Genomic DNA, 16539 nt, shown 5'->3' with positions numbered 1-16539 from the left:
CCCATGTCCATGCTCGCCAAACTTTCGGCCCTGTTCCGCGGCACCGCCCATGAGGCGGGCCAGCAGGTCGTCGATGCCAACGCTCTGAAGATCCTCGACCAGGAGATCCGCGACGCCGACAATGCTCAGGGCAAGGCCCGTGACGACCTGGCCGGTCTGGTCGCGCGCCGCCGCATGGCCGAGAACGAGCTCAAGAGCTTCGGCGAGCAGATCGCCAAATATGAGAACTCCGTCCGCGCCGCCCTGGCGCAGGGCAAAGAGGATCTGGCACGCGAGGTTGCGGTCCGTATTGCCGAGCTGGAGCAGCAGATCGGCGAGCGCGAGCCGATGATCGGCGGCATGAAGGAGGCCGAGACCCGACTGCGCACCGCCATCGCCCAGACGGATCAAAAGATCGAGACCCTGCGACGCGAGATCGACATCGTGAAGGTCAATGACTCGGTCCAGAAAGCCCAGACGTCTGTGGCCCTGCAATCGGCGGGGGCTCATTCCCGGATCGGCTCGGCCGCCGACAGCCTGGCACGCATCAAGCAGCGCCAGGCCGTCAACGAAGAGAAGCTGCGCGCCGGTCAGGAACTCGAGGACAAACGCACGGGTGCCGATCTGGACGCCAAGCTGAAGGAGGCAGGCATCCTGCCGGGCCATTCGTCCGCCGACGACGTCCTGGCCCGCCTGTCCGCGCCCAAGGAAGTTCAGGTCGTGACGCCACTGATCCAGCAGGGCGAGACCGTGGACCGCGACAAGGCCTGACCCCTTGGAACGCCTTAAATTCGATCCGCGCCCGGACTGGCAGACCCGCGCCGACAGCCTGGGCTTCACTTGGCACCATGTGTCAGGCGAACAGTACTGGGACGAAACCGCCGCCTACGCCTTCTCGATGCAGCAGATCGAGGAGGACCTGGAGACACCGACCGAGGTTCTGCACGCCATGTGCCTGGATCTGGTCGACGAGGTGGTCAAGTCCGAGCGGCTGATGGCCGATCTGGATATCCCCGAGGCCATGCGGGACTATGTCGCCGACAGCTGGAAACGGCAGGAACCGTCGCTGTATGGCCGGTTTGACTTCTTCTACGATGGCAAGGGGCCGGCCAAGCTCTACGAATACAATGCCGACACCCCGACCTCGATCTACGAGACGGCGGTGTTCCAGTGGCTGTGGCTGGAAGACCAGATCGCGTCCGGCGTGCTGCCGGCAGAAACCGACCAGTTCAACAGCCTGCATGAAAAGCTGGTCGCACGGTTCCGGACGATCTTCCCGGACGGCGGTTTCATGCATTTCTCGTCGGAGCCGGACTTCGTCGAGGATCGCCAGACCGTGCTTTTCCTGGAGGATCTGGCCAAACAGGCGGGGCTGGAGCCGCAGTTCGTGGCCCTGGGCGACATCGGGCTGAATGCCGACGGCCGGTTCGTCGATCACGAAAACTGGCTGATCGGTGCCCTGTTCAAGCTCTATCCGTGGGAGCAGATGCTGCGTGACGACTACGCGCGGCCTCTGCCGACAGCGGAGGTGACGGTGCTGGAACCGGCCTGGAAGAGCCTGATCTCCAACAAGGGCATCCTGCCCCTGCTGTGGGAACGCCACCCCGGCCATCCCAATCTGCTGGAAGCCTATTTCGAGAGCGACCCGGCCCACGAACGGCTGGGCAACTCCTACGTCCGCAAGCCTCTGTTCTCGCGCGAGGGTGCCAATGTCGAGCTGGTCGAGAGGGGCGTGGCTGATCCCGTCCTGGACGGCGGCTATGGCGACGGTATTCACATCCGCCAGGCCCTGCGCCCGCCCGCCCGGTTCGACGACAACCATGTCATCATCGGCTCCTGGGTCGTCGGTGACGAGGCCGCCGGCATCGGCCTGCGCGAGGACGATACGCGGGTGACGCGCAACACCTCACGCTTCCTTCCACATTATATCAGGGCCTGAGAACGCAGGTTTCAACGTCTCGCAGAGCTTTAGCCCTTATCAGTTGCTGACGTGGCGAGCGTGGAAGTCGCGTCGGAAGGCTTTAAACCGACCGTGCAGGATGGCCTCGCGCATCGCCGCCGTCAGGGCCTGATAGAAGGCGATATTGTGCCAGCTGAGCAGGACCTTGCCGAGGATTTCGTCCGCGCGGATCAGGTGGTGCAGATAGGCCTTTGAATACTGGCTGGACGCCGGGCAGGCGATGTCGGGGTCCAGCGGATCCTGATCCTCGGCAAAGCGCGCATTCTTGAGGTTCAGCGGGCCATCCCAGGTCCAGGCCTGGCCGTGGCGACCGGCACGTGTGGGCAGGACACAGTCAAACATGTCGACGCCACGATATACGGCCTCGACCAGATCAATGGGCTTGCCCACGCCCATCAGATAGCGGGGACGATCGGCAGGCAGCATCTCGGGCGCATAGTCCAGCACCTCGCACATCGCCTGATGGCCCTCGCCGACGGCCAGGCCGCCGATGGCATAGCCGTCGAAGCCGATCTCCTGAAGTTGTTCGGACGACTGACGACGCAGGTCCTCGAAAGTGGAGCCCTGCTGGATGCCGAACAGGCCCTGCGTCTCGCGCGTGCCAAAGCGGGCCTTGGACCGCGCGCCCCAGCGGATCGATAGTTCCATGGCCTTGCGGGCCGCGTCCTTCTCGGCGGGATAGGCGACGCACTGGTCCAGCTGCATCGAGATGTCGGCCCCGATGCGGTCGGCCTGAATCTCGATAGAGCGTTCCGGGGTCAGGACGTGTTTGGAGCCGTCGATATGGCTGGAAAAGGTGACCGCCTCCTCCTTCACCTTGGAAATCCCTGCCAGGGACATGACCTGAAAACCGCCGCTGTCGGTCAGGATCGACTTGTTCCAGCCCATGAATTTGTGAAGGCCGCCGAGGCGCTCCATCCGCTCCGGCCCGGGGCGCAGCATCAGATGATAGGTGTTGCCCAGCAGAATGTCGGCCCCGGTCTGTTTGACCTGATCCACCGTCATGGCCTTGACCGTGGCGGCGGTGCCGACGGGCATGAAGGCGGGGGTGCGAATGTCGCCCCGGGCGGTCTTGAGCACGCCTGTACGGGCGCGGCCCTCGGTGCCGGCGATCTCGAATGGGAAGGGCATCTAGCTGATCAGTCTTTCCAGCGCCTCGGCGCGCTGCAGGTCTTTGGGGCGTCCGAACAGGCGGGCCATGTCGATCTGTTCCTGGACGGTGGGAATGAAGACGGTGATGTCGCCCACAGTGACAGGCAGGCGTGTGTGGAAGCGCACTGGCACCCAGTCGCCGCCATCTCGAATGTCCATGTCCGCCATGATCTCCAGCGGCACGGGCGTGGTCAGAATGCGGCCGAAGACGCGCGAGCGAAAGACGCCTTCGCCGGGATCGGGCACGGCTTCCCCGCCCAGCGTCTCCAGCAGAACGCGGGCATCGCGCGGACTGGCCAGAATATCGATGTCGGGCACATGCAGTCCTTCCAGCCCGGCCAGCGCCATCGCCGTGCCACCGAACACCCACCACGGATCGCGCATGGCAGGAGTGGCGGAGGCGATCGTCTCCAGCGACAGGGTCAGGGGCGTGGGCAGGTCCAGCATGGACCGGACGCGTTAGCGCGTTTGCCGTGTCTCGTCACGCCTGATGGCGAAACAGCAATGAGCCATCGCCGTAGGAGTAGAAGCGATAGCCGGTGGCGACGGCATGGGCATAGGCCGCTTTCATGGCGTCAATTCCGGCAAAGGCGCTGACCAGCATGAACAGGGTCGATTTCGGCAGGTGGAAGTTGGTCATCAGCACGTCGACGGCACGAAAGCGGTAGCCGGGGGTGATGAAGATAGCCGTGTCGCCATGGAAGGCCTGAACCTGACCGTCTTCGGTCGTGGCGGACTCCAGCAGGCGCAGGGAGGTGGTGCCGACGCAGACGATGCGGCCACCTCTGGCGTGGATACCATTCAGCGCGGCAGCGGTGCTCGCTGACACCTCGCCCCACTCGCTGTGCATCTTGTGGTCGGCCAGGTCGTCGGCCTTGACGGGCAGAAAGGTACCGGCACCGACGTGCAGGGTAACGGCATGGGTCGAGACGCCTCTGGCGCGGATGGCGTCGAGCAGGGCAGGGGTGAAATGCAGGCCTGCCGTAGGGGCGGCAACCGAGCCGTCGTGTTCGGCGAAGACGGTCTGATAATCCGATCGGTCGCGGTCGTCCTCGGGCCTTTTGGCGGCGATATAGGGGGGAAGGGGCATGACCCCGACGTCGCGGATGGCATCGTCCAGCGCAGGTCCGGACAGGTCGAATTTGAGGGTGATCAGGCCGTCGTCGCCCTTGTCGGCCACTGTGGCTTCCAGCGAGTGAAAAGCAATTCGGTCTCCCGGCTTGATCCGCTTGCCGGGTTTCATGAAGGCGGACCAGACGTCGGGGCCATCGCGGTGATGGAGCGTGGCCTCGACCGCAACGGTCAGGGTCTCTCCGGCAGGCCCGGGGTTGGGGCGGGTGCGCACGCCAGACAGGCGGGCAGGGATGACGCGGGTGTCATTGAAGACCAGGGCATCGCCAGGTCGCAGGAAGTCAGGCAGGTCGCGGATGATGCGGTCGTCCAGCGTGCCGTCCTTCACCGCCAGCATTCGGGCGGAATCGCGAGGATCGGCGGGCCGCAGGGCGATGCGGTCCTCGGGCAGGTCGAAGTCGAAATCGGCGGTCTTCATAAGCGGCGGTTTGGTCATGCTGGTGGGGCTGGGTCAAGCGGGGGAGCAGGGCTGTCTTTAAGTCTTGCTTCAGGCGTTACAGGCAGGGTGGATGCCATGGGCATCACTCTTCCTAAACTGGCCGATGGTGCCCCGCTTACCGCCTGGGATAGCTTGCGGCGTGCTGTCTGGCTGTTTGATCCGGACAGCTGTTTCGGTGTCTATGCCAACCGTACGGCGCTGGCACTTTGGGGCGCGGCCGATCTGGACGAATTGCTGTCGCGAGATTTTTCAAAGCTGTCGCCTGCCGTGCGCGCCCGGACGGACCGGTTGAAGGCCATCACTGCTGCTAACGAAGCCGTCGAGGAACGCTGGACCTTCTACCCTAACGGAGAGCCGCTAACGGTACAGGCGTTGATCTCAACCGTGGCTCTCGATGACGGCCGTGATGTGCTGCTGTTTGAGGCGACCGAGGCCGATGTAGGGGTCGAGGAGCGCCGCGCCGTCGAGGCACTGCGTCACTCTGCCGGCCCGGTCGGCCTGTTTGATGCCATCGGCGCAGTGATGTTTGCCAATCCGGGTACATTCTCGACCTACGGCGAAGGCATGGGCCTGATCGAGCGTTTCCATGACCCGGATGCCGGAAAGAGGCTTCTGAATGCGGCGCTGGGCGAGCTGACGATTGCAGAGGTGCACCGGATGGTGACGCAGAAGGGATTGCGTTGGCACCATATCGATTGCCGCCCCATTCTTGATCCGGTGACGGGCGGGGTCAGCGTCTTGCTGAACGAACGGGATGTGACCGATCGGGTCGAGGCAGAGGCTGCGCGTGCCGCCGCCGAACAAAAGGCGGCGATGGCCGAGGCACGTCAGAGGTTCCTCAGCGAAATGTCTCACGAATTACGCACGCCACTGAATGCCGTAATGGGATTTGCCGATATTCTGGGTCGGGCCAGACTGGCTCCCGAACAAGCGGCGCATGTGGACCGGATCGCAGCAGCGGGTATGACCCTGCACGCAGTTGTCGAGCAGATGATCGACATGTCTCAACGCAATGATTGGGTCGCTCCCTTGATCTGAACAGCATGAGCGAACAGGCTTTGTTGCCAGCTCAGGACTCAACGGCGCGTCCTATGGCTGTGGACGAACCCTCTCTGGACGAGGACGAGGCTCGGGCCATGGCTGTCCTTTATGTCGATGACCACGAAAGCAACCGGGTGCTGATCTCAACCTTGCTGAGGGCGCAGGGCGTGATCTGCGAAACTGCAGATGACGGAAGCCAAGGAGTCGAAGCAGCCCGGCGCGGGGGCTGGGACGTGATCCTGATGGATATCCAGATGCCGGTCATGGACGGCGTCGAGGCCACACGCCGCATCCGCGCCCTGGACACACAAGTAGCGTCGACACCGATCATCGCGCTGACCGCCAACACCCTTGCCGAACAGCTGGAACTCTATTTCGCCGTGGGTATGGACGATTGTGTCGCCAAGCCACTGAATGCTGCCGAGTTGTTCGACAAGCTGTACCTTCAGGCCAATCGGCCCTGGCGGGAAGAGTGGGCTCAGACATACGTCGCAGCCGCGTGAGTTGACCGGAGCATCTGGGCGGGTCAAACGCTCGCCCATGCTCCAGAACCTTGAACCCCTCGCCCGCGAAGCCAAGTCGTGGCCTTTCGAACAGGCTCGCAATCTGCTGTCGCACGTGTTGAAGAAGCGGTTGCCCGAGGCCGAACGCGCTGAGGCCCGGGCGTTGATCGACGCGGGCAAGGCCGACCAGGCCTTGGGCAAGTTCGAGGCTCTGCGCCGGCCGGTGTTGCTGGAGACCGGATACGGGCCGTCGGGCCTGCCGCACATGGGCACCTTCGGCGAGGTGGCGCGGACCACCATGGTGAGGAACGCCTTTCGGGCCCTGACCGGCGACCACTGGGCGACGCGGCTGGTGGCGTTTTCGGACGATATGGACGGGTTGAGGAAAGTGCCGGAAGGCGTGCCGAACCCGGAGATGCTGCGCGAGGATCTGCACCTGTCGCTGACGCGGGTGCGCGATCCGTTCGGCACGCACGACAGTTTCGGGGCCCACAATAATGCGCGGCTGCGGGCGTTTCTGGACGGGTTCGGCTTCGACTACGAGTTCATGAGCTCGACCGAGGCCTACAAGTCCGGCGCCTTCGACGCGACGCTTCTGACCCTGCTGGAGCGGTTCGACGCGGTTATGGCCATCATGCTGCCGACCCTGGGGGAAGAGCGGCGGGCGACCTATTCGCCCTTCCTGCCGGTCAGCCCGATCACGGGCCATGTGCTGCAGGTTCCGACCCTGGAGCGGAACGTCGAGAAGGGGACCATCGTCTTTGACGACCCAGCCGGCGGACGCACCGAGCTGCCGGTCACCGGCGGCCATGTGAAGCTGCAATGGAAGCCGGATTGGGCCATGCGCTGGGTCGCGCTGGATGTCGACTACGAGATGTCGGGCAAGGACCTGATCGAGAGCGTGCGCGAGAGCGGCAAGATCTGTCGCGCCCTGGGCGGCACGCCGCCGGAAGGGTTCAACTATGAACTGTTCCTGGATATCGAAGGAAAGAAGATCTCCAAGTCCAAGGGCAATGGCCTGACGATGGACGAATGGCTGCGGTACGGCACGCCGGAGAGCCTGAGCTGGTACATGTTCCAGTCGCCGAAGTCGGCCAAGAGCCTGCACTTCAACGTCATTCCGCGAGCCATCGACGACTATCTGGCCTTTATCGAGAGCTACAAGACCCAGGAACCGGCCAAGCGGATCGACAACGCAGTCTGGTCGATCCATGCGGGCGAGCCGCCGACCCATACGTCGCCGGTGTCGTTTGCGCTGTTGCTGAACCTGGTGGGCGTGGCCAACGCCTCCACCAAGGATCAGCTGTGGGCCTACTTTGCCAAATATTTGCCGGAGGCGACGCCGGAAACCGAGCCGCTGCTGGACCAGCTGATGGACCGGGCGCTGAACTATTACGAGGACTTCGTGAAGCCGTCGAAGTCGTACCGCTTGCCGGGCGACAAGGAAAAGGCGGCCCTTCTGGATCTGGCGGAGCGGCTTAAGTCCTTGCCCGCGGACACGACGGACGGCGAGCTGATCCAGAACGAGGTCTATGCCGTGGGCAAGGCGCATGAGTTCGAGCCGCTGCGAGCCTGGTTCGGGGCGCTGTACGAGGTGCTGCTGGGCGCAAGCCAGGGGCCGCGCTTCGGGTCGTTTGCCGCGATTTATGGCCTGCCGCAGACGATCGAACTGATCGAGGCGGGAGCACGGGGCGAACTGACGCAAGCTTGACCCCCGAGGCAGAATTATTAACCGGGATTGGCTTGGATGGCGGCGTGGTCGGGGGAGGCGACGTTGCGATACGAAATCGACGAACAGGCCCGGATACTGCAATTGGACCTGGTCTCTGCGGGGGCAGCTGACAAGGTGCTCGAGGCGACAGTCAGTCTGATCGCCGGGCGACCAGAGTTGTGCAGCTGGGACTGGATCGTTGAATGCGAGCCGATGACCGACGATGCGACGGTCGATCATCTGGCGAAACTGGCCGAGGCCTGGGGCCCGCCGCCGGAAGTGGAGGCGGTTACTGTCTTCGTTACCCGGGATCGCTTGCTGTACCTGTGGGCCCGGGTGATGGACTTCCAGTTCGTGCGCCGGCAACATCTGATCGCGCACAACCTCGACAGCGCTCACCTGCTGGTAAAACAACGGCGAAGCAGACGCCCTGCAAGATGAACCGAAAATAACGGCGAAGCTCCGGGAGCCTTCATGTGGCCCGGCGCATTCTGCATCCATCGACCAACCTCGATGAATGGAGAGAGCCATGTCGAAGATCATGAACACTACACTGGCCACCGCCGCCGCCCTGGCCGCGCTGGTCACCGCCGTCCCCTCGGTCTCGATGGCCCAGCAGGCGAACGGCATCACCAACTGCGACGCCCCCGGTGGCCGTCAACGTGCCGGTGCCCTGATCGGTGCCGTGGCCGGCGGTTTGATCGGCAGCCAGGTATCCGACAACGAACGCGCCTTGGGTGCTGTAGTCGGTGCTGGTGCGGGTGCCGCCGCCGGTTCCTACATCGGCTGCAATCAACAACGTGCCCGCGTCTCGTCGCAGGGCGGCGAATACCGCACGACCTCCAACCTGCGCATTCGTTCGGGTCCCGGTACTGGGTATCGACAGGCTGGCATGTTGCAGGCCGGTCAGCCGTTCAGTGTGATCGGCTCGGAAGGCGAGTGGGTCCAGATCGCCGGCGGTGGCTGGGTGAACGCCCGCTACGTCGTGCCGAACTAACGCGATAGCCTTATGAAAACAGAAGGGCCGTCTCCGAAAGGAGGCGGCCTTTTTGATGCCTACTGACTGACCCAGACGATACGGCCCATCCAGACGATGTCGCGGCGGGGCAGGATACGGGGCGGGTATGCCGGATTGATCGAAGCCAGCGTCACGCTGCGTGAAGACAGCCCTGCCACTTCCTTGGCGATTGTCTCACCGCCAGCTGTGCGAACAACAACGCGGTCGCCCTTGCGCACGTCCGTGGCAGCGCGATCGACCACTATACGGTCGCCCGTCCGGTATAATGGAGCCATGGAGTCGCCCGCGACTTTCAGGCTCAACATGGTGTCGGTCGGACGAGGCAGTTCGGTTTCATCCCAACCTTCGCCGGTTGGCAGGCCCGCATCGTCGAAGAATCCGTCAAGGCCCGCTTGGGCCATGCCCAGCATGGGCACGGTGGCCGGACGTTCCATCGCGTCACGGGCCAGCGTCGCGAAGTCGCCCAGGGACATACCCGTGGCCTGAAGAATCCGGGTTAGGCTCTCCGTCGAAGGCCAGCGAGGGCGTGGCGGCGTGCCTGGACCAAACCGTTTGGATGGGTTGAAGCTGGTGGCATCCAGGCCCGCGCGTTTGGCCAGACCCGAAACACTCAGACCCTCACGCCGGGCCAGGCCGTCGATCGCAGACCAGAGCTGGTTATGGGACAGGGGCACGATGATCTGCGGAACGCCGGGTGATTCGCCGCTCTCAAAAATATAGGAATAATCACCTAGGGAACAGGCCTACTCCAGCCCCTGCGCACGCCGATCCTGCCAAGCCCAGAAGGTGCCTACGCTGATAGCGACGAGGATTCCGTAGCTGGCAAGATTGATCACTGCGTAGAAGGCAGCGAGTGGAGGGCGCACGTCGACGATAGTCAGGACATGACTAAGCACGATTATGGACTGAAGCGCACATACCCATACAGGCCATGCACGATTGGTCTTCCATGCTAAGCCAGCATAAACGCAGAGCATTACTGTATCGATGCCCATAAGCGCCCAGTTGGTGCCATAGAGTTGCCCTGAGTCCTGCATCAGCAGGGAGGCCAAAAACCCTAGAATGTAAGCACCTGCACCGATGCGTTCAGGCTCGTCGCCTTTCAGAAAGGCGAATGCTGTCACGCAGACCGCGAAGACGGCTCCGATCTGCGATGCAAGCGTTTCAAACATAAAGACACCCCCATGCCCGGAAGCATGGGGGTGATAATGCACTCAATCGTCGTATTCCGGAATGACCCGAAGCCGACATTACGCCGAATTAAACAGCGCGCAGCACGTTGCGGACCGGCGGACGGGATTCGGTCTCGGAAGGCTTGTCGAGCGTACCGATAGCGTAGGTACCCCAGCCCATGCGGCGGTGATCCTTGGTCATTTCCTCATGGCAGGCCACGACGGCTTCGCGGGCTGCGGCAAGGGCAGCGATGGTGGCCATAATCTTGGCCTGCGACTCGGCTGCGGCGACAGGCGAAATGCCCAGGGTCGTGCGACCGGCGATCATAGCCTGCACCATGCCCGTGGCGTGGGTCAGGGCCGCATCAACTGCGCGCTCGGTTTCGTTCAGTTCACCAGCGATGCTGGCGACAACAGCAGCCTTATCCATCTTAAACCCTCCAAACCAACTATGGTAAGCGAGACCTTAACATGAAGACCGTCCACGCAATAGTGTTTTGTTTACCACGCCTTTGAAGGTTTTGTTTACCTTGACGGTGGCGTGCAGACACAACCCGGCAAGCGTATGCGCAGGCTTCGCCGGTCAGTTGATGGGGTGGGCTGGGTGGTCGTTGGCCTAGGCCGCGTCGTGATCCATCAGGAAATGCGCGGTCAGGGTCGCGATAGGTTGGTCGGGCTCGGCCTGCCAGGCCATGGCATGAACATGAGCCACGCGCCGACCTGCCTTGACGATCCGGGCGCTGGCCCGAACCTCCAGAGGCTTGCCGGATCTCAGATAGGCGATGGAAACATTGATGGGGCGTGGCAGTCTGGCACCCGGATGGACCCGGGCGATCTCTGCGATGGCGGCGAACTCCAGAAGCGCCGCCGTCGAGCCGCCATGCAGGGCGGGCAGGATGGGGTCGCCGATCAATTTTCCATCGAAGGGCATGGTGACGATCAAGCGATCGCCGTCAATGACCGACGTGAGGCCAAGGAAGCGCGCATAGGGCAGGTTCGAAAGGATGTCGCTCATACGCCCGCGCTCTTCGAAGGACCCAGATTGGCCCCGATCCCTCGACCAGCACGGGAATCGACGACATAGGCGCTCTGGGCCGCAGCGACGGGATCTGCGGGGTCGTCTTCGAAGGCCCAGGCCCGGACGAACGCGATGGAATGGGTTAGACGATAGCACCGGGCTTCGGCGATAACGTCGCGCCCGGTCAACGCAGGTCGCATGTAGTCAACGCGCAGGTCCAGGGTGGCGATTGGCACGAACTGACCTGACTTCACCCAGACGGCCAACCCGCCGACGTGGTCCAGCAGGGTCGTTACCAGGCCGCCTGCAATCACCCCTGTCTGCGGATCGCCGACCAGATCGTCGCGCCATGGCACGCGCAGGCGAACCGTGTCGCCTTCCAGGCCCTCAAACTGAAAGCCCAAGGCATGGGTGTGGGCCGAACCGCTGGCCAGTTGGGGCAAAATGTCGATCAACGCCATGCGCCCGATGTGGCGCGGACTTTCGGGAGACGCAAGCGCGTTTGGCGCGTTGCTCCCTTCATGCGCACTGCCATAGTCCACCCATGATCCGTTTCGAGGACCTGCTGCACCCGACGCCGTCGGGACTGTACTGCCCACCGGGAGACTTCTACGTCGATCCTGTGGCGCCTGTGGCTCGCGCTGTAATCACTCACGGCCATGCGGATCACGCGCGATCGGGCCACGGCACAGTCCTGGCCACGCCCCAGACCCTGACCATCATGGGCGAGCGCTATGGTGCTGACTTTACGGGCCTAAGGCAGCCGCTAATCTATGGTGAGACGGTCACGCACCAAGGCGTTTCGATCACCCTGCATCCTGCCGGTCATGTGCTTGGATCGGCCCAAGTGCTTGTCCAGCACAAGGGCCTGCGGATGGTCGTCTCTGGCGACTATAAGCGCCGCCGCGACCCGACATGCGCGGCCTTCGAGCCGGTGCCCTGCGACGTCTTCATATCCGAGGCGACCTTCGGCCTGCCGGTCTTCGTGCACCCGCCAGACGCCGAAGAAATCAGACGGCTTGTGCATAGCCTGGAACAGTTTCCTGAGCGGGCGCATCTGGTCGGGGCCTATGCCCTTGGCAAGGCTCAACGGGTGATCCGTCTGTTGCGTGAGGCGGGATGGGAGCGGCCCATCTATGTGCACGGGGCACTGGAGCGGCTCAACCGGCTTTATGAGGCCGAGGGTGTGGCATTGGGTGCCTTGTTGCCCGCGACAGGGCTGAAGCCCAATGCTCTGGGGGGGGAGGTGGTAATCGCTCCCCCGTCGGCCACGCAGGACCGCTGGGCGCGCCGGTTTGCCGACCCGGTTCTCGCCTTTGCATCAGGCTGGATGGGTGTCAGGGCGCGGGCGCGTCAAAGGGGGGTGGAACTGCCCTTGGTACTGTCGGACCATGCCGACTGGCCTGAGCTGATCGCCACATTCACCGAGCTGAAGCCTGAGGAAATCTGGATTACGCATGGGCGAGAGGAGGGGCTGCTGCGCTGGGCAGCCCTGAACGATCAGAAAGCACGGGCTTTGCGTCTGGTAGGCTATGACGAAGACGATCTGGAACTCGACCTTGCTGAGGCGGGGATCGACGACAGCGTCACGCCGCAGAGCGCGCCGGGCTGAGGTCCGTGACCGATGCCAGCTTCTGCTCAAGCGCCGTATTGATGGCAAAGCGTAGCCGCTCGGGCTTGATAGGCTTCTCGACCACACAGGCCATGCCGCTGGCGACATAACGCTTGGCATCGTCTGGATCGGCGTTGGCCGTCAGGGCGACGATCGGGATGGCGCTGATGGGGCCGTCCAAGGCGCGGATGGCCTGCGTCGCCTGCACCCCGTCCATGCGTGGCATCTTGATATCCATCAGGACCAGGTCGAACGGTCGCTCCTGCACGGTCGCCAAGGCCTCGAGGCCGTCTTCGACCGTCTCCGATGTACAGCCGAACATTTCGCACAGGGCTTGGGCCACAACGCGGTTGGTGGCGTTGTCGTCGACAATCAGAATGTGCGGCACATTCTGGGAGGTCGTTTCTGCGACCGCTGGCGTCTCGGCCACGGCCGTCTCGGCGGCGCTCTGCGGTGCGGAGAGTGCCAGGGTGAAGAGGGCCCCGCGTCCCGGGTTATTGGCCGCAGCAAGGGTTCCGCCCATCTGGTTCACAACCAGCCGCGACAGGGCCAGGTCGAAGCCCCCGATGTCATCGCGGTGCAGCAGAGGGTCGAACAGAGCGTCGAGCCGCTCTGGAGCGATACCCGGGCCATCGTCGCGTACCCAGGCCTCCATCGTCACACGACCGGCTCTGGCCGAGGCTTTCAGGCTGGCTTCCACCAAACCATCGCGAGCCTGTACCAAGGCATTGCCGATCAGGGTGTCGAACACCGCATTCAGGCGTGCCGCATCAAGATCGGCGACCAGATCGGTGTCGCCTTCATAGCTGACCATCAGGCTGACCCTGTCCTCGGTCGCCTTGGTGGCCCAGCGCGTCTGAACGTCATCCATCAAAGCCCGCAGAGGCGTTGGTGCCGGCTCCAGCAAAAGTTCGCCAACATGGGCGCGAGAGAAGTCCAGCGCCTTGTCCAGAGCGCGTTCCAGATCGCCGGAGGCCTCGACCATGGTCGCCACATGGGCGCGCACCTGTGCGTTCAGCGGTTGGCGTTGCAGCAGATCGCCGACGGCGTTCAGGTTGGTCAAGGGCCCACGCATCTGGCCACTCAGCGCCGTCAGCAGCCGGGTCCGAGTGCGACCGGCCGCCTGAACCTGGGCGCGGTCGCTGGTCAGGGCTTCCATCTGGTTTTTCAGATTGGCATTCTGCTGGCGCTGGCGGTCATTGACGACCTGAAGCAAGGACAGGGCCGTCCCGACGCCGTGGTAGAGTCCGCTGCGCGTCACGATGAAGCCACGCATCAGGTCGCGGCTACGGCTGGACAGAAAGACGTCGCTAAAACTGTCGAATGCGACACCGGCCTCTATCACAGCAGGCTCGGCGTCCATGACGTGGGCGGCGGTGCGATGAGCGTAGCCAGCGTGGCCGAAGGGGGCGCCGAACTTGATCAGAAAGGCATCTCGCTCGATCAGGCCAACGGGGCGGTCATTCTCTACGACCGGCAGGACGAGAGTTTCGGGTTCGCTCTCGAAGCGCGCGAAGATTTCGCGGCCCAGGGTGTCGGGCGATACCGGCGCGATGCGCGCGGTCAAGGCTTCGATCGTCGGCATACTGGCCGGTACTCCACAGAAAGCCTCTGTACGGCTACGCTCAATCGGTTGCGGAACGGTTAAGTCTGATTGTGCTTGCCACGTTTTTGCCTGCTTTGCTCCAGGGCAGGGGCTGGTGTAGGAGGGCGGCAATACGGACGTCCTAACCTTGAACCCCCTTTGCATGCGCGCGGCCAGTTTCGGCCGACCGCAGGTTTGTCATGAGCGCCATCCAGATCGACACCGCCGAAACGTCCGCCCTCGTCCTGTTTTCGGGCGGGCAGGACAGCGCGACCTGTCTTGCCTGGGCGCTGGAGCGCTATGGGCGGGTCGAGACCGTGGGGTTCGACTACGGCCAACGTCATGCGGTGGAGATGACGGCACGGATCAAGGTTCGTGACGGCATGTTCCGCGTATTGCCCGCGCTGGCGGAGCGGCTTGGGCCGGATCACGTCATCGACCTGACGGGCTTCGGTGCCATCGGCGAGACGGCCATGACCACGGACCGGGCAATCGAGATCGACGAGCGCGGCCTGCCGACGACCTTTGTGCCGGGGCGCAATCTGGTTTTCCTGACGGTGGGGGCGGCGCTGGCAGACCGACGGGGGCTGGACGTCCTGGTCGGCGGGATGTGCGAGACGGACTTCTCGGGCTATCCCGACTGCCGCCGGGACACGATCGACGCGATGCAGTCGGCGCTGAGCCTGGGGCTGGACAAGCCGGTTCCGATCGAGACGCCGCTGATGGCGCTGACCAAGGCACAGACCTGGGCCCTGGCGGACCGGATCGGGGGGCAGGCCCTGGTCGATCTGATCGTCGAGGAGAGTCACACCTGCTATCGCGGCGAGCGGGGCGAGCGTCATGGCTGGGGCCATGGCTGCGGGGCGTGCCCGGCGTGCGAACTGCGGGCGGCGGGCCATGCCGAGTGGGTGGCCGCATGACCTATGCCGCCAAGGAAGTATTCCTGACGGTTCAGGGCGAAGGCGGGCAGGCCGGGCGACCGGCCGTCTTCCTGCGTTTTGCCGGCTGCAATCTGTGGAACGGTCTGGAGCGTGACCGGGCCACCGCCGTCTGCACCTTCTGCGACACGGAATTCGTCGGAACCGACGGGGATGGCGGCGGCAAGTTCGTCACGGCCGAGGCGCTGGCCGACCATGTCGCCTTGATGTGGCGGGGCAGGGCGGACGATCCCAAGCTGGTGGTGTGCACGGGCGGCGAGCCACTGCTGCAACTGGATCCGCCGTTGATCGAGGCTCTGCATGCGCGCGGGTTCGACATCGCGGTGGAGACCAACGGCACGCTGGCGGCACCCGACGGTATCGACTGGGTTTGCGTCAGTCCCAAAGCCGATGCGCCGGTGGTGCAAACGACGGGACAGGAGCTGAAGCTGGTCTTTCCCCAGGCCGCCGCCATGCCGCACCGTTTCGAGCATCTGGCGTTCGAGCGGTTCTGGTTGCAGCCGATGGACGGCCCGGATCAGGCGGCCAATACCGCCGCCGCCCTCGACTATTGCCTGACCCACCCCAAATGGCGGCTCAGCGTCCAGACCCACAAATACATCGGCGTAAGATGAGCGTTTTCGAAATCACCAAGGCGGCCACCTTCGACGCGGCCCATCACTTCCCCAACGAACCGGACGGCAGCCCGTATCGCCGGATGCACGGCCATTCGTTCTCGGTCGAGGCGACGGTGCGGGGAGAGGCGCTGGATGCGCATGGCTGGGTGGCGGACCTGGGGGCGCTGGACCGGGCGCTGAAGGCAGCGGCTGAAGAGCTGGATCACGGCCTGCTGAACGACCACGACGGGCTGGAGCTGCCGACGCTGGAGAACCTGTGCCTGTGGTTCGTGCGGCGGCTGAAGCCGGAATGGCCGGGGCTGAGCCGGATCGCTGTGTCGCGTCCGACGATCCATGAGCGGTGCGTGCTGACGCTCTAGATCAGCAGTCCTGTCCGCGCTGCTGGCGCTGCTGGCACCGGCGTTGTTCGCGTTCGTATTCGCGCTGCTCGCGCTCCCGCTTGGCGCGGGTTTCTTCGTCCGAGGTGGTGAAGGCGTCGAAACCGGCTCCGACGACCGCGCCGGTCGCCTTGGCTGTGCCGCCGACGACGGCGGCACCTGCACCCACCACGGCTCCGACGACGCAGCCTTGAAGCATCCAGGCACCGCCCAGAAGCATGACGACCAAGGCGCTGCGTGAGGCGACGGTTCGCATGACTGTTCTCCGGTGCACCGTTCATGACCT

The 16539-nt window shown here is 64.0% G+C and carries 21 protein-coding genes; 11 read left to right on the top strand and 10 right to left on the bottom strand.

Annotated elements, in window-relative coordinates:
* Positions 1 to 3 precede the first annotated feature (3 nt).
* Together AC4PRM_RS09185 and AC4PRM_RS09180 are read left to right on the top strand one after the other, a co-directional pair.
* Entirely contained in the window at positions 4 to 750 is a 747-nt protein-coding gene (locus AC4PRM_RS09185) for a PspA/IM30 family protein (protein ID WP_492039592.1), read from the top strand.
* A 4-nt stretch (positions 751 to 754) separates the two neighbouring features.
* Entirely contained in the window at positions 755 to 1918 is a 1164-nt protein-coding gene (locus AC4PRM_RS09180; protein WP_492039591.1) for a glutathionylspermidine synthase family protein, read from the top strand.
* Positions 1919 to 1957: 39 nt separating this feature from the next.
* Here the strand turns inward: AC4PRM_RS09180 and tgt are convergent, their stop codons facing one another.
* Genes tgt through queA form a run of 3 tightly spaced genes read right to left on the bottom strand, consistent with a single transcriptional unit; the run spans position 1958 to position 4640 of the window.
* Positions 1958 to 3070, bottom strand: coding sequence for a tRNA guanosine(34) transglycosylase Tgt (gene tgt, locus AC4PRM_RS09175; RefSeq protein ID WP_492039590.1), 1113 nt, complete (start codon positions 3068 to 3070; stop codon positions 1958 to 1960).
* Positions 3071 to 3538 (bottom strand): hypothetical protein, encoded by a 468-nt coding sequence (locus AC4PRM_RS09170; protein ID WP_492039589.1) that lies wholly within the window; start codon positions 3536 to 3538, stop codon positions 3071 to 3073.
* 34 nt (positions 3539 to 3572) lie between these two features.
* Positions 3573 to 4640 (bottom strand): tRNA preQ1(34) S-adenosylmethionine ribosyltransferase-isomerase QueA, encoded by a 1068-nt coding sequence (gene queA / locus AC4PRM_RS09165; RefSeq protein WP_492039821.1) that lies wholly within the window; start codon positions 4638 to 4640, stop codon positions 3573 to 3575.
* A gap of 96 nt (positions 4641 to 4736) precedes the next feature.
* On the opposite strand from queA, the gene AC4PRM_RS09160 reads away from it, so the two are divergent.
* The 5 genes from AC4PRM_RS09160 to AC4PRM_RS09140 all read left to right on the top strand — a co-directional run bounded on the left by AC4PRM_RS09160 (position 4737) and on the right by AC4PRM_RS09140 (position 8913).
* Positions 4737 to 5699: a histidine kinase dimerization/phospho-acceptor domain-containing protein gene (locus tag AC4PRM_RS09160; protein ID WP_492039820.1), complete on the top strand. Its 963-nt coding sequence runs from the start codon at positions 4737 to 4739 to the stop codon at positions 5697 to 5699.
* Positions 5700 to 5752: 53 nt separating this feature from the next.
* Positions 5753 to 6205, top strand: coding sequence for a response regulator (locus tag AC4PRM_RS09155; protein ID WP_492039588.1), 453 nt, complete (start codon positions 5753 to 5755; stop codon positions 6203 to 6205).
* Positions 6206 to 6242: 37 nt separating this feature from the next.
* The gene (locus AC4PRM_RS09150; RefSeq protein WP_492039587.1) at positions 6243 to 7916 is read left to right on the top strand and encodes a lysine--tRNA ligase; all 1674 of its coding nucleotides are present in this window, start codon (positions 6243 to 6245) and stop codon (positions 7914 to 7916) included.
* 63 nt (positions 7917 to 7979) lie between these two features.
* Entirely contained in the window at positions 7980 to 8357 is a 378-nt protein-coding gene (locus AC4PRM_RS09145) for a hypothetical protein (RefSeq protein WP_492039586.1), read from the top strand.
* An 88-nt stretch (positions 8358 to 8445) separates the two neighbouring features.
* Complete coding sequence (locus AC4PRM_RS09140; RefSeq protein WP_492039585.1) at positions 8446 to 8913, top strand: SH3 domain-containing protein; 468 nt, start codon at positions 8446 to 8448, stop codon at positions 8911 to 8913.
* Positions 8914 to 8972: 59 nt separating this feature from the next.
* Here AC4PRM_RS09140 and AC4PRM_RS09135 read toward each other — a convergent pair whose 3' ends face one another.
* The 5 genes from AC4PRM_RS09135 to AC4PRM_RS09115 form a co-directional block, all read right to left on the bottom strand.
* Positions 8973 to 9608 (bottom strand): S24 family peptidase, encoded by a 636-nt coding sequence (locus AC4PRM_RS09135; RefSeq protein WP_492039584.1) that lies wholly within the window; start codon positions 9606 to 9608, stop codon positions 8973 to 8975.
* A 69-nt stretch (positions 9609 to 9677) separates the two neighbouring features.
* Positions 9678 to 10106 (bottom strand): hypothetical protein, encoded by a 429-nt coding sequence (locus tag AC4PRM_RS09130; RefSeq protein WP_373258573.1) that lies wholly within the window; start codon positions 10104 to 10106, stop codon positions 9678 to 9680.
* 88 nt (positions 10107 to 10194) lie between these two features.
* Positions 10195 to 10536: a hypothetical protein gene (locus AC4PRM_RS09125; RefSeq protein ID WP_373258574.1), complete on the bottom strand. Its 342-nt coding sequence runs from the start codon at positions 10534 to 10536 to the stop codon at positions 10195 to 10197.
* Positions 10537 to 10722: 186 nt separating this feature from the next.
* Entirely contained in the window at positions 10723 to 11121 is a 399-nt protein-coding gene (locus AC4PRM_RS09120; RefSeq protein ID WP_373258575.1) for a PaaI family thioesterase, read from the bottom strand.
* Positions 11118 to 11585: a PaaI family thioesterase gene (locus AC4PRM_RS09115; RefSeq protein ID WP_373258576.1), complete on the bottom strand. Its 468-nt coding sequence runs from the start codon at positions 11583 to 11585 to the stop codon at positions 11118 to 11120. The genes AC4PRM_RS09120 and AC4PRM_RS09115 overlap by 4 nt, the downstream gene beginning before the upstream one ends.
* Before the next feature lie 83 nt (positions 11586 to 11668).
* Here AC4PRM_RS09115 and AC4PRM_RS09110 point away from each other — a divergent pair, with 83 nt between their 5' ends.
* Complete coding sequence (locus tag AC4PRM_RS09110; protein WP_492039583.1) at positions 11669 to 12736, top strand: ligase-associated DNA damage response exonuclease; 1068 nt, start codon at positions 11669 to 11671, stop codon at positions 12734 to 12736.
* Here the strand turns inward: AC4PRM_RS09110 and AC4PRM_RS09105 are convergent.
* Positions 12711 to 14321 carry a response regulator gene (locus tag AC4PRM_RS09105; protein WP_492039582.1) on the bottom strand — a complete coding sequence of 537 codons (1611 nt, stop codon included), beginning with the start codon at positions 14319 to 14321 and terminating at the stop codon, positions 12711 to 12713. The genes AC4PRM_RS09110 and AC4PRM_RS09105 overlap by 26 nt on opposite strands.
* Positions 14322 to 14521: 200 nt before the next feature.
* On the opposite strand from AC4PRM_RS09105, the gene queC reads away from it, so the two are divergent.
* From queC to AC4PRM_RS09090, 3 genes are read left to right on the top strand one after another with little or no spacing between them, the layout of a single operon-like run.
* Positions 14522 to 15241, top strand: a complete 720-nt coding sequence (queC, locus tag AC4PRM_RS09100; protein WP_492039581.1) for a 7-cyano-7-deazaguanine synthase QueC — start codon at positions 14522 to 14524, stop codon at positions 15239 to 15241.
* The gene (gene queE / locus AC4PRM_RS09095; protein WP_492039580.1) at positions 15238 to 15873 is read left to right on the top strand and encodes a 7-carboxy-7-deazaguanine synthase; all 636 of its coding nucleotides are present in this window, start codon (positions 15238 to 15240) and stop codon (positions 15871 to 15873) included. The genes queC and queE overlap by 4 nt, the downstream gene beginning before the upstream one ends.
* Complete coding sequence (locus AC4PRM_RS09090; RefSeq protein WP_487921958.1) at positions 15870 to 16235, top strand: 6-pyruvoyl trahydropterin synthase family protein; 366 nt, start codon at positions 15870 to 15872, stop codon at positions 16233 to 16235. Before queE ends, AC4PRM_RS09090 begins: the two co-directional genes overlap by 4 nt.
* Position 16236: 1 nt before the next feature.
* Here AC4PRM_RS09090 and AC4PRM_RS09085 read toward each other — a convergent pair whose 3' ends face one another.
* Entirely contained in the window at positions 16237 to 16509 is a 273-nt protein-coding gene (locus tag AC4PRM_RS09085) for a hypothetical protein (protein WP_492039579.1), read from the bottom strand.
* Positions 16510 to 16539: the final 30 nt, after the last annotated feature.

The sequence above is a fragment of the Brevundimonas sp. DW-iso22 genome, from assembly GCF_058725425.1.
Note: the sequence above shows the minus strand (reverse complement) of the source record. Positions and strands in the feature narration are given on the sequence as shown.

Excerpts from the sequence above, each read along its gene's own strand:
- AC4PRM_RS09185 (WP_492039592.1), top strand. The coding sequence starts at position 4 with ATGTCCATGCTCGCCAAACTTTCGGCCCTGTTCCGCGGCACCGCCCAT.
- tgt (WP_492039590.1), bottom strand. The coding sequence starts at position 3,070 with ATGCCCTTCCCATTCGAGATCGCCGGCACCGAGGGCCGCGCCCGTACA.
- AC4PRM_RS09170 (WP_492039589.1), bottom strand. The coding sequence starts at position 3,538 with ATGCTGGACCTGCCCACGCCCCTGACCCTGTCGCTGGAGACGATCGCC.
- queA (WP_492039821.1), bottom strand. The coding sequence starts at position 4,640 with ATGAAGACCGCCGATTTCGACTTCGACCTGCCCGAGGACCGCATCGCC.
- AC4PRM_RS09160 (WP_492039820.1), top strand. The coding sequence starts at position 4,737 with ATGGGCATCACTCTTCCTAAACTGGCCGATGGTGCCCCGCTTACCGCC.
- AC4PRM_RS09155 (WP_492039588.1), top strand. The coding sequence starts at position 5,753 with ATGGCTGTGGACGAACCCTCTCTGGACGAGGACGAGGCTCGGGCCATG.
- AC4PRM_RS09150 (WP_492039587.1), top strand. The coding sequence starts at position 6,243 with ATGCTCCAGAACCTTGAACCCCTCGCCCGCGAAGCCAAGTCGTGGCCT.
- AC4PRM_RS09140 (WP_492039585.1), top strand. The coding sequence starts at position 8,446 with ATGTCGAAGATCATGAACACTACACTGGCCACCGCCGCCGCCCTGGCC.
- AC4PRM_RS09130 (WP_373258573.1), bottom strand. The coding sequence starts at position 10,106 with ATGTTTGAAACGCTTGCATCGCAGATCGGAGCCGTCTTCGCGGTCTGC.
- AC4PRM_RS09125 (WP_373258574.1), bottom strand. The coding sequence starts at position 10,536 with ATGGATAAGGCTGCTGTTGTCGCCAGCATCGCTGGTGAACTGAACGAA.
- AC4PRM_RS09120 (WP_373258575.1), bottom strand. The coding sequence starts at position 11,121 with ATGAGCGACATCCTTTCGAACCTGCCCTATGCGCGCTTCCTTGGCCTC.
- AC4PRM_RS09115 (WP_373258576.1), bottom strand. The coding sequence starts at position 11,585 with ATGGCGTTGATCGACATTTTGCCCCAACTGGCCAGCGGTTCGGCCCAC.
- AC4PRM_RS09110 (WP_492039583.1), top strand. The coding sequence starts at position 11,669 with ATGATCCGTTTCGAGGACCTGCTGCACCCGACGCCGTCGGGACTGTAC.
- AC4PRM_RS09105 (WP_492039582.1), bottom strand. The coding sequence starts at position 14,321 with ATGCCGACGATCGAAGCCTTGACCGCGCGCATCGCGCCGGTATCGCCC.
- queC (WP_492039581.1), top strand. The coding sequence starts at position 14,522 with ATGAGCGCCATCCAGATCGACACCGCCGAAACGTCCGCCCTCGTCCTG.
- queE (WP_492039580.1), top strand. The coding sequence starts at position 15,238 with ATGACCTATGCCGCCAAGGAAGTATTCCTGACGGTTCAGGGCGAAGGC.
- AC4PRM_RS09090 (WP_487921958.1), top strand. The coding sequence starts at position 15,870 with ATGAGCGTTTTCGAAATCACCAAGGCGGCCACCTTCGACGCGGCCCAT.
- AC4PRM_RS09085 (WP_492039579.1), bottom strand. The coding sequence starts at position 16,509 with ATGCGAACCGTCGCCTCACGCAGCGCCTTGGTCGTCATGCTTCTGGGC.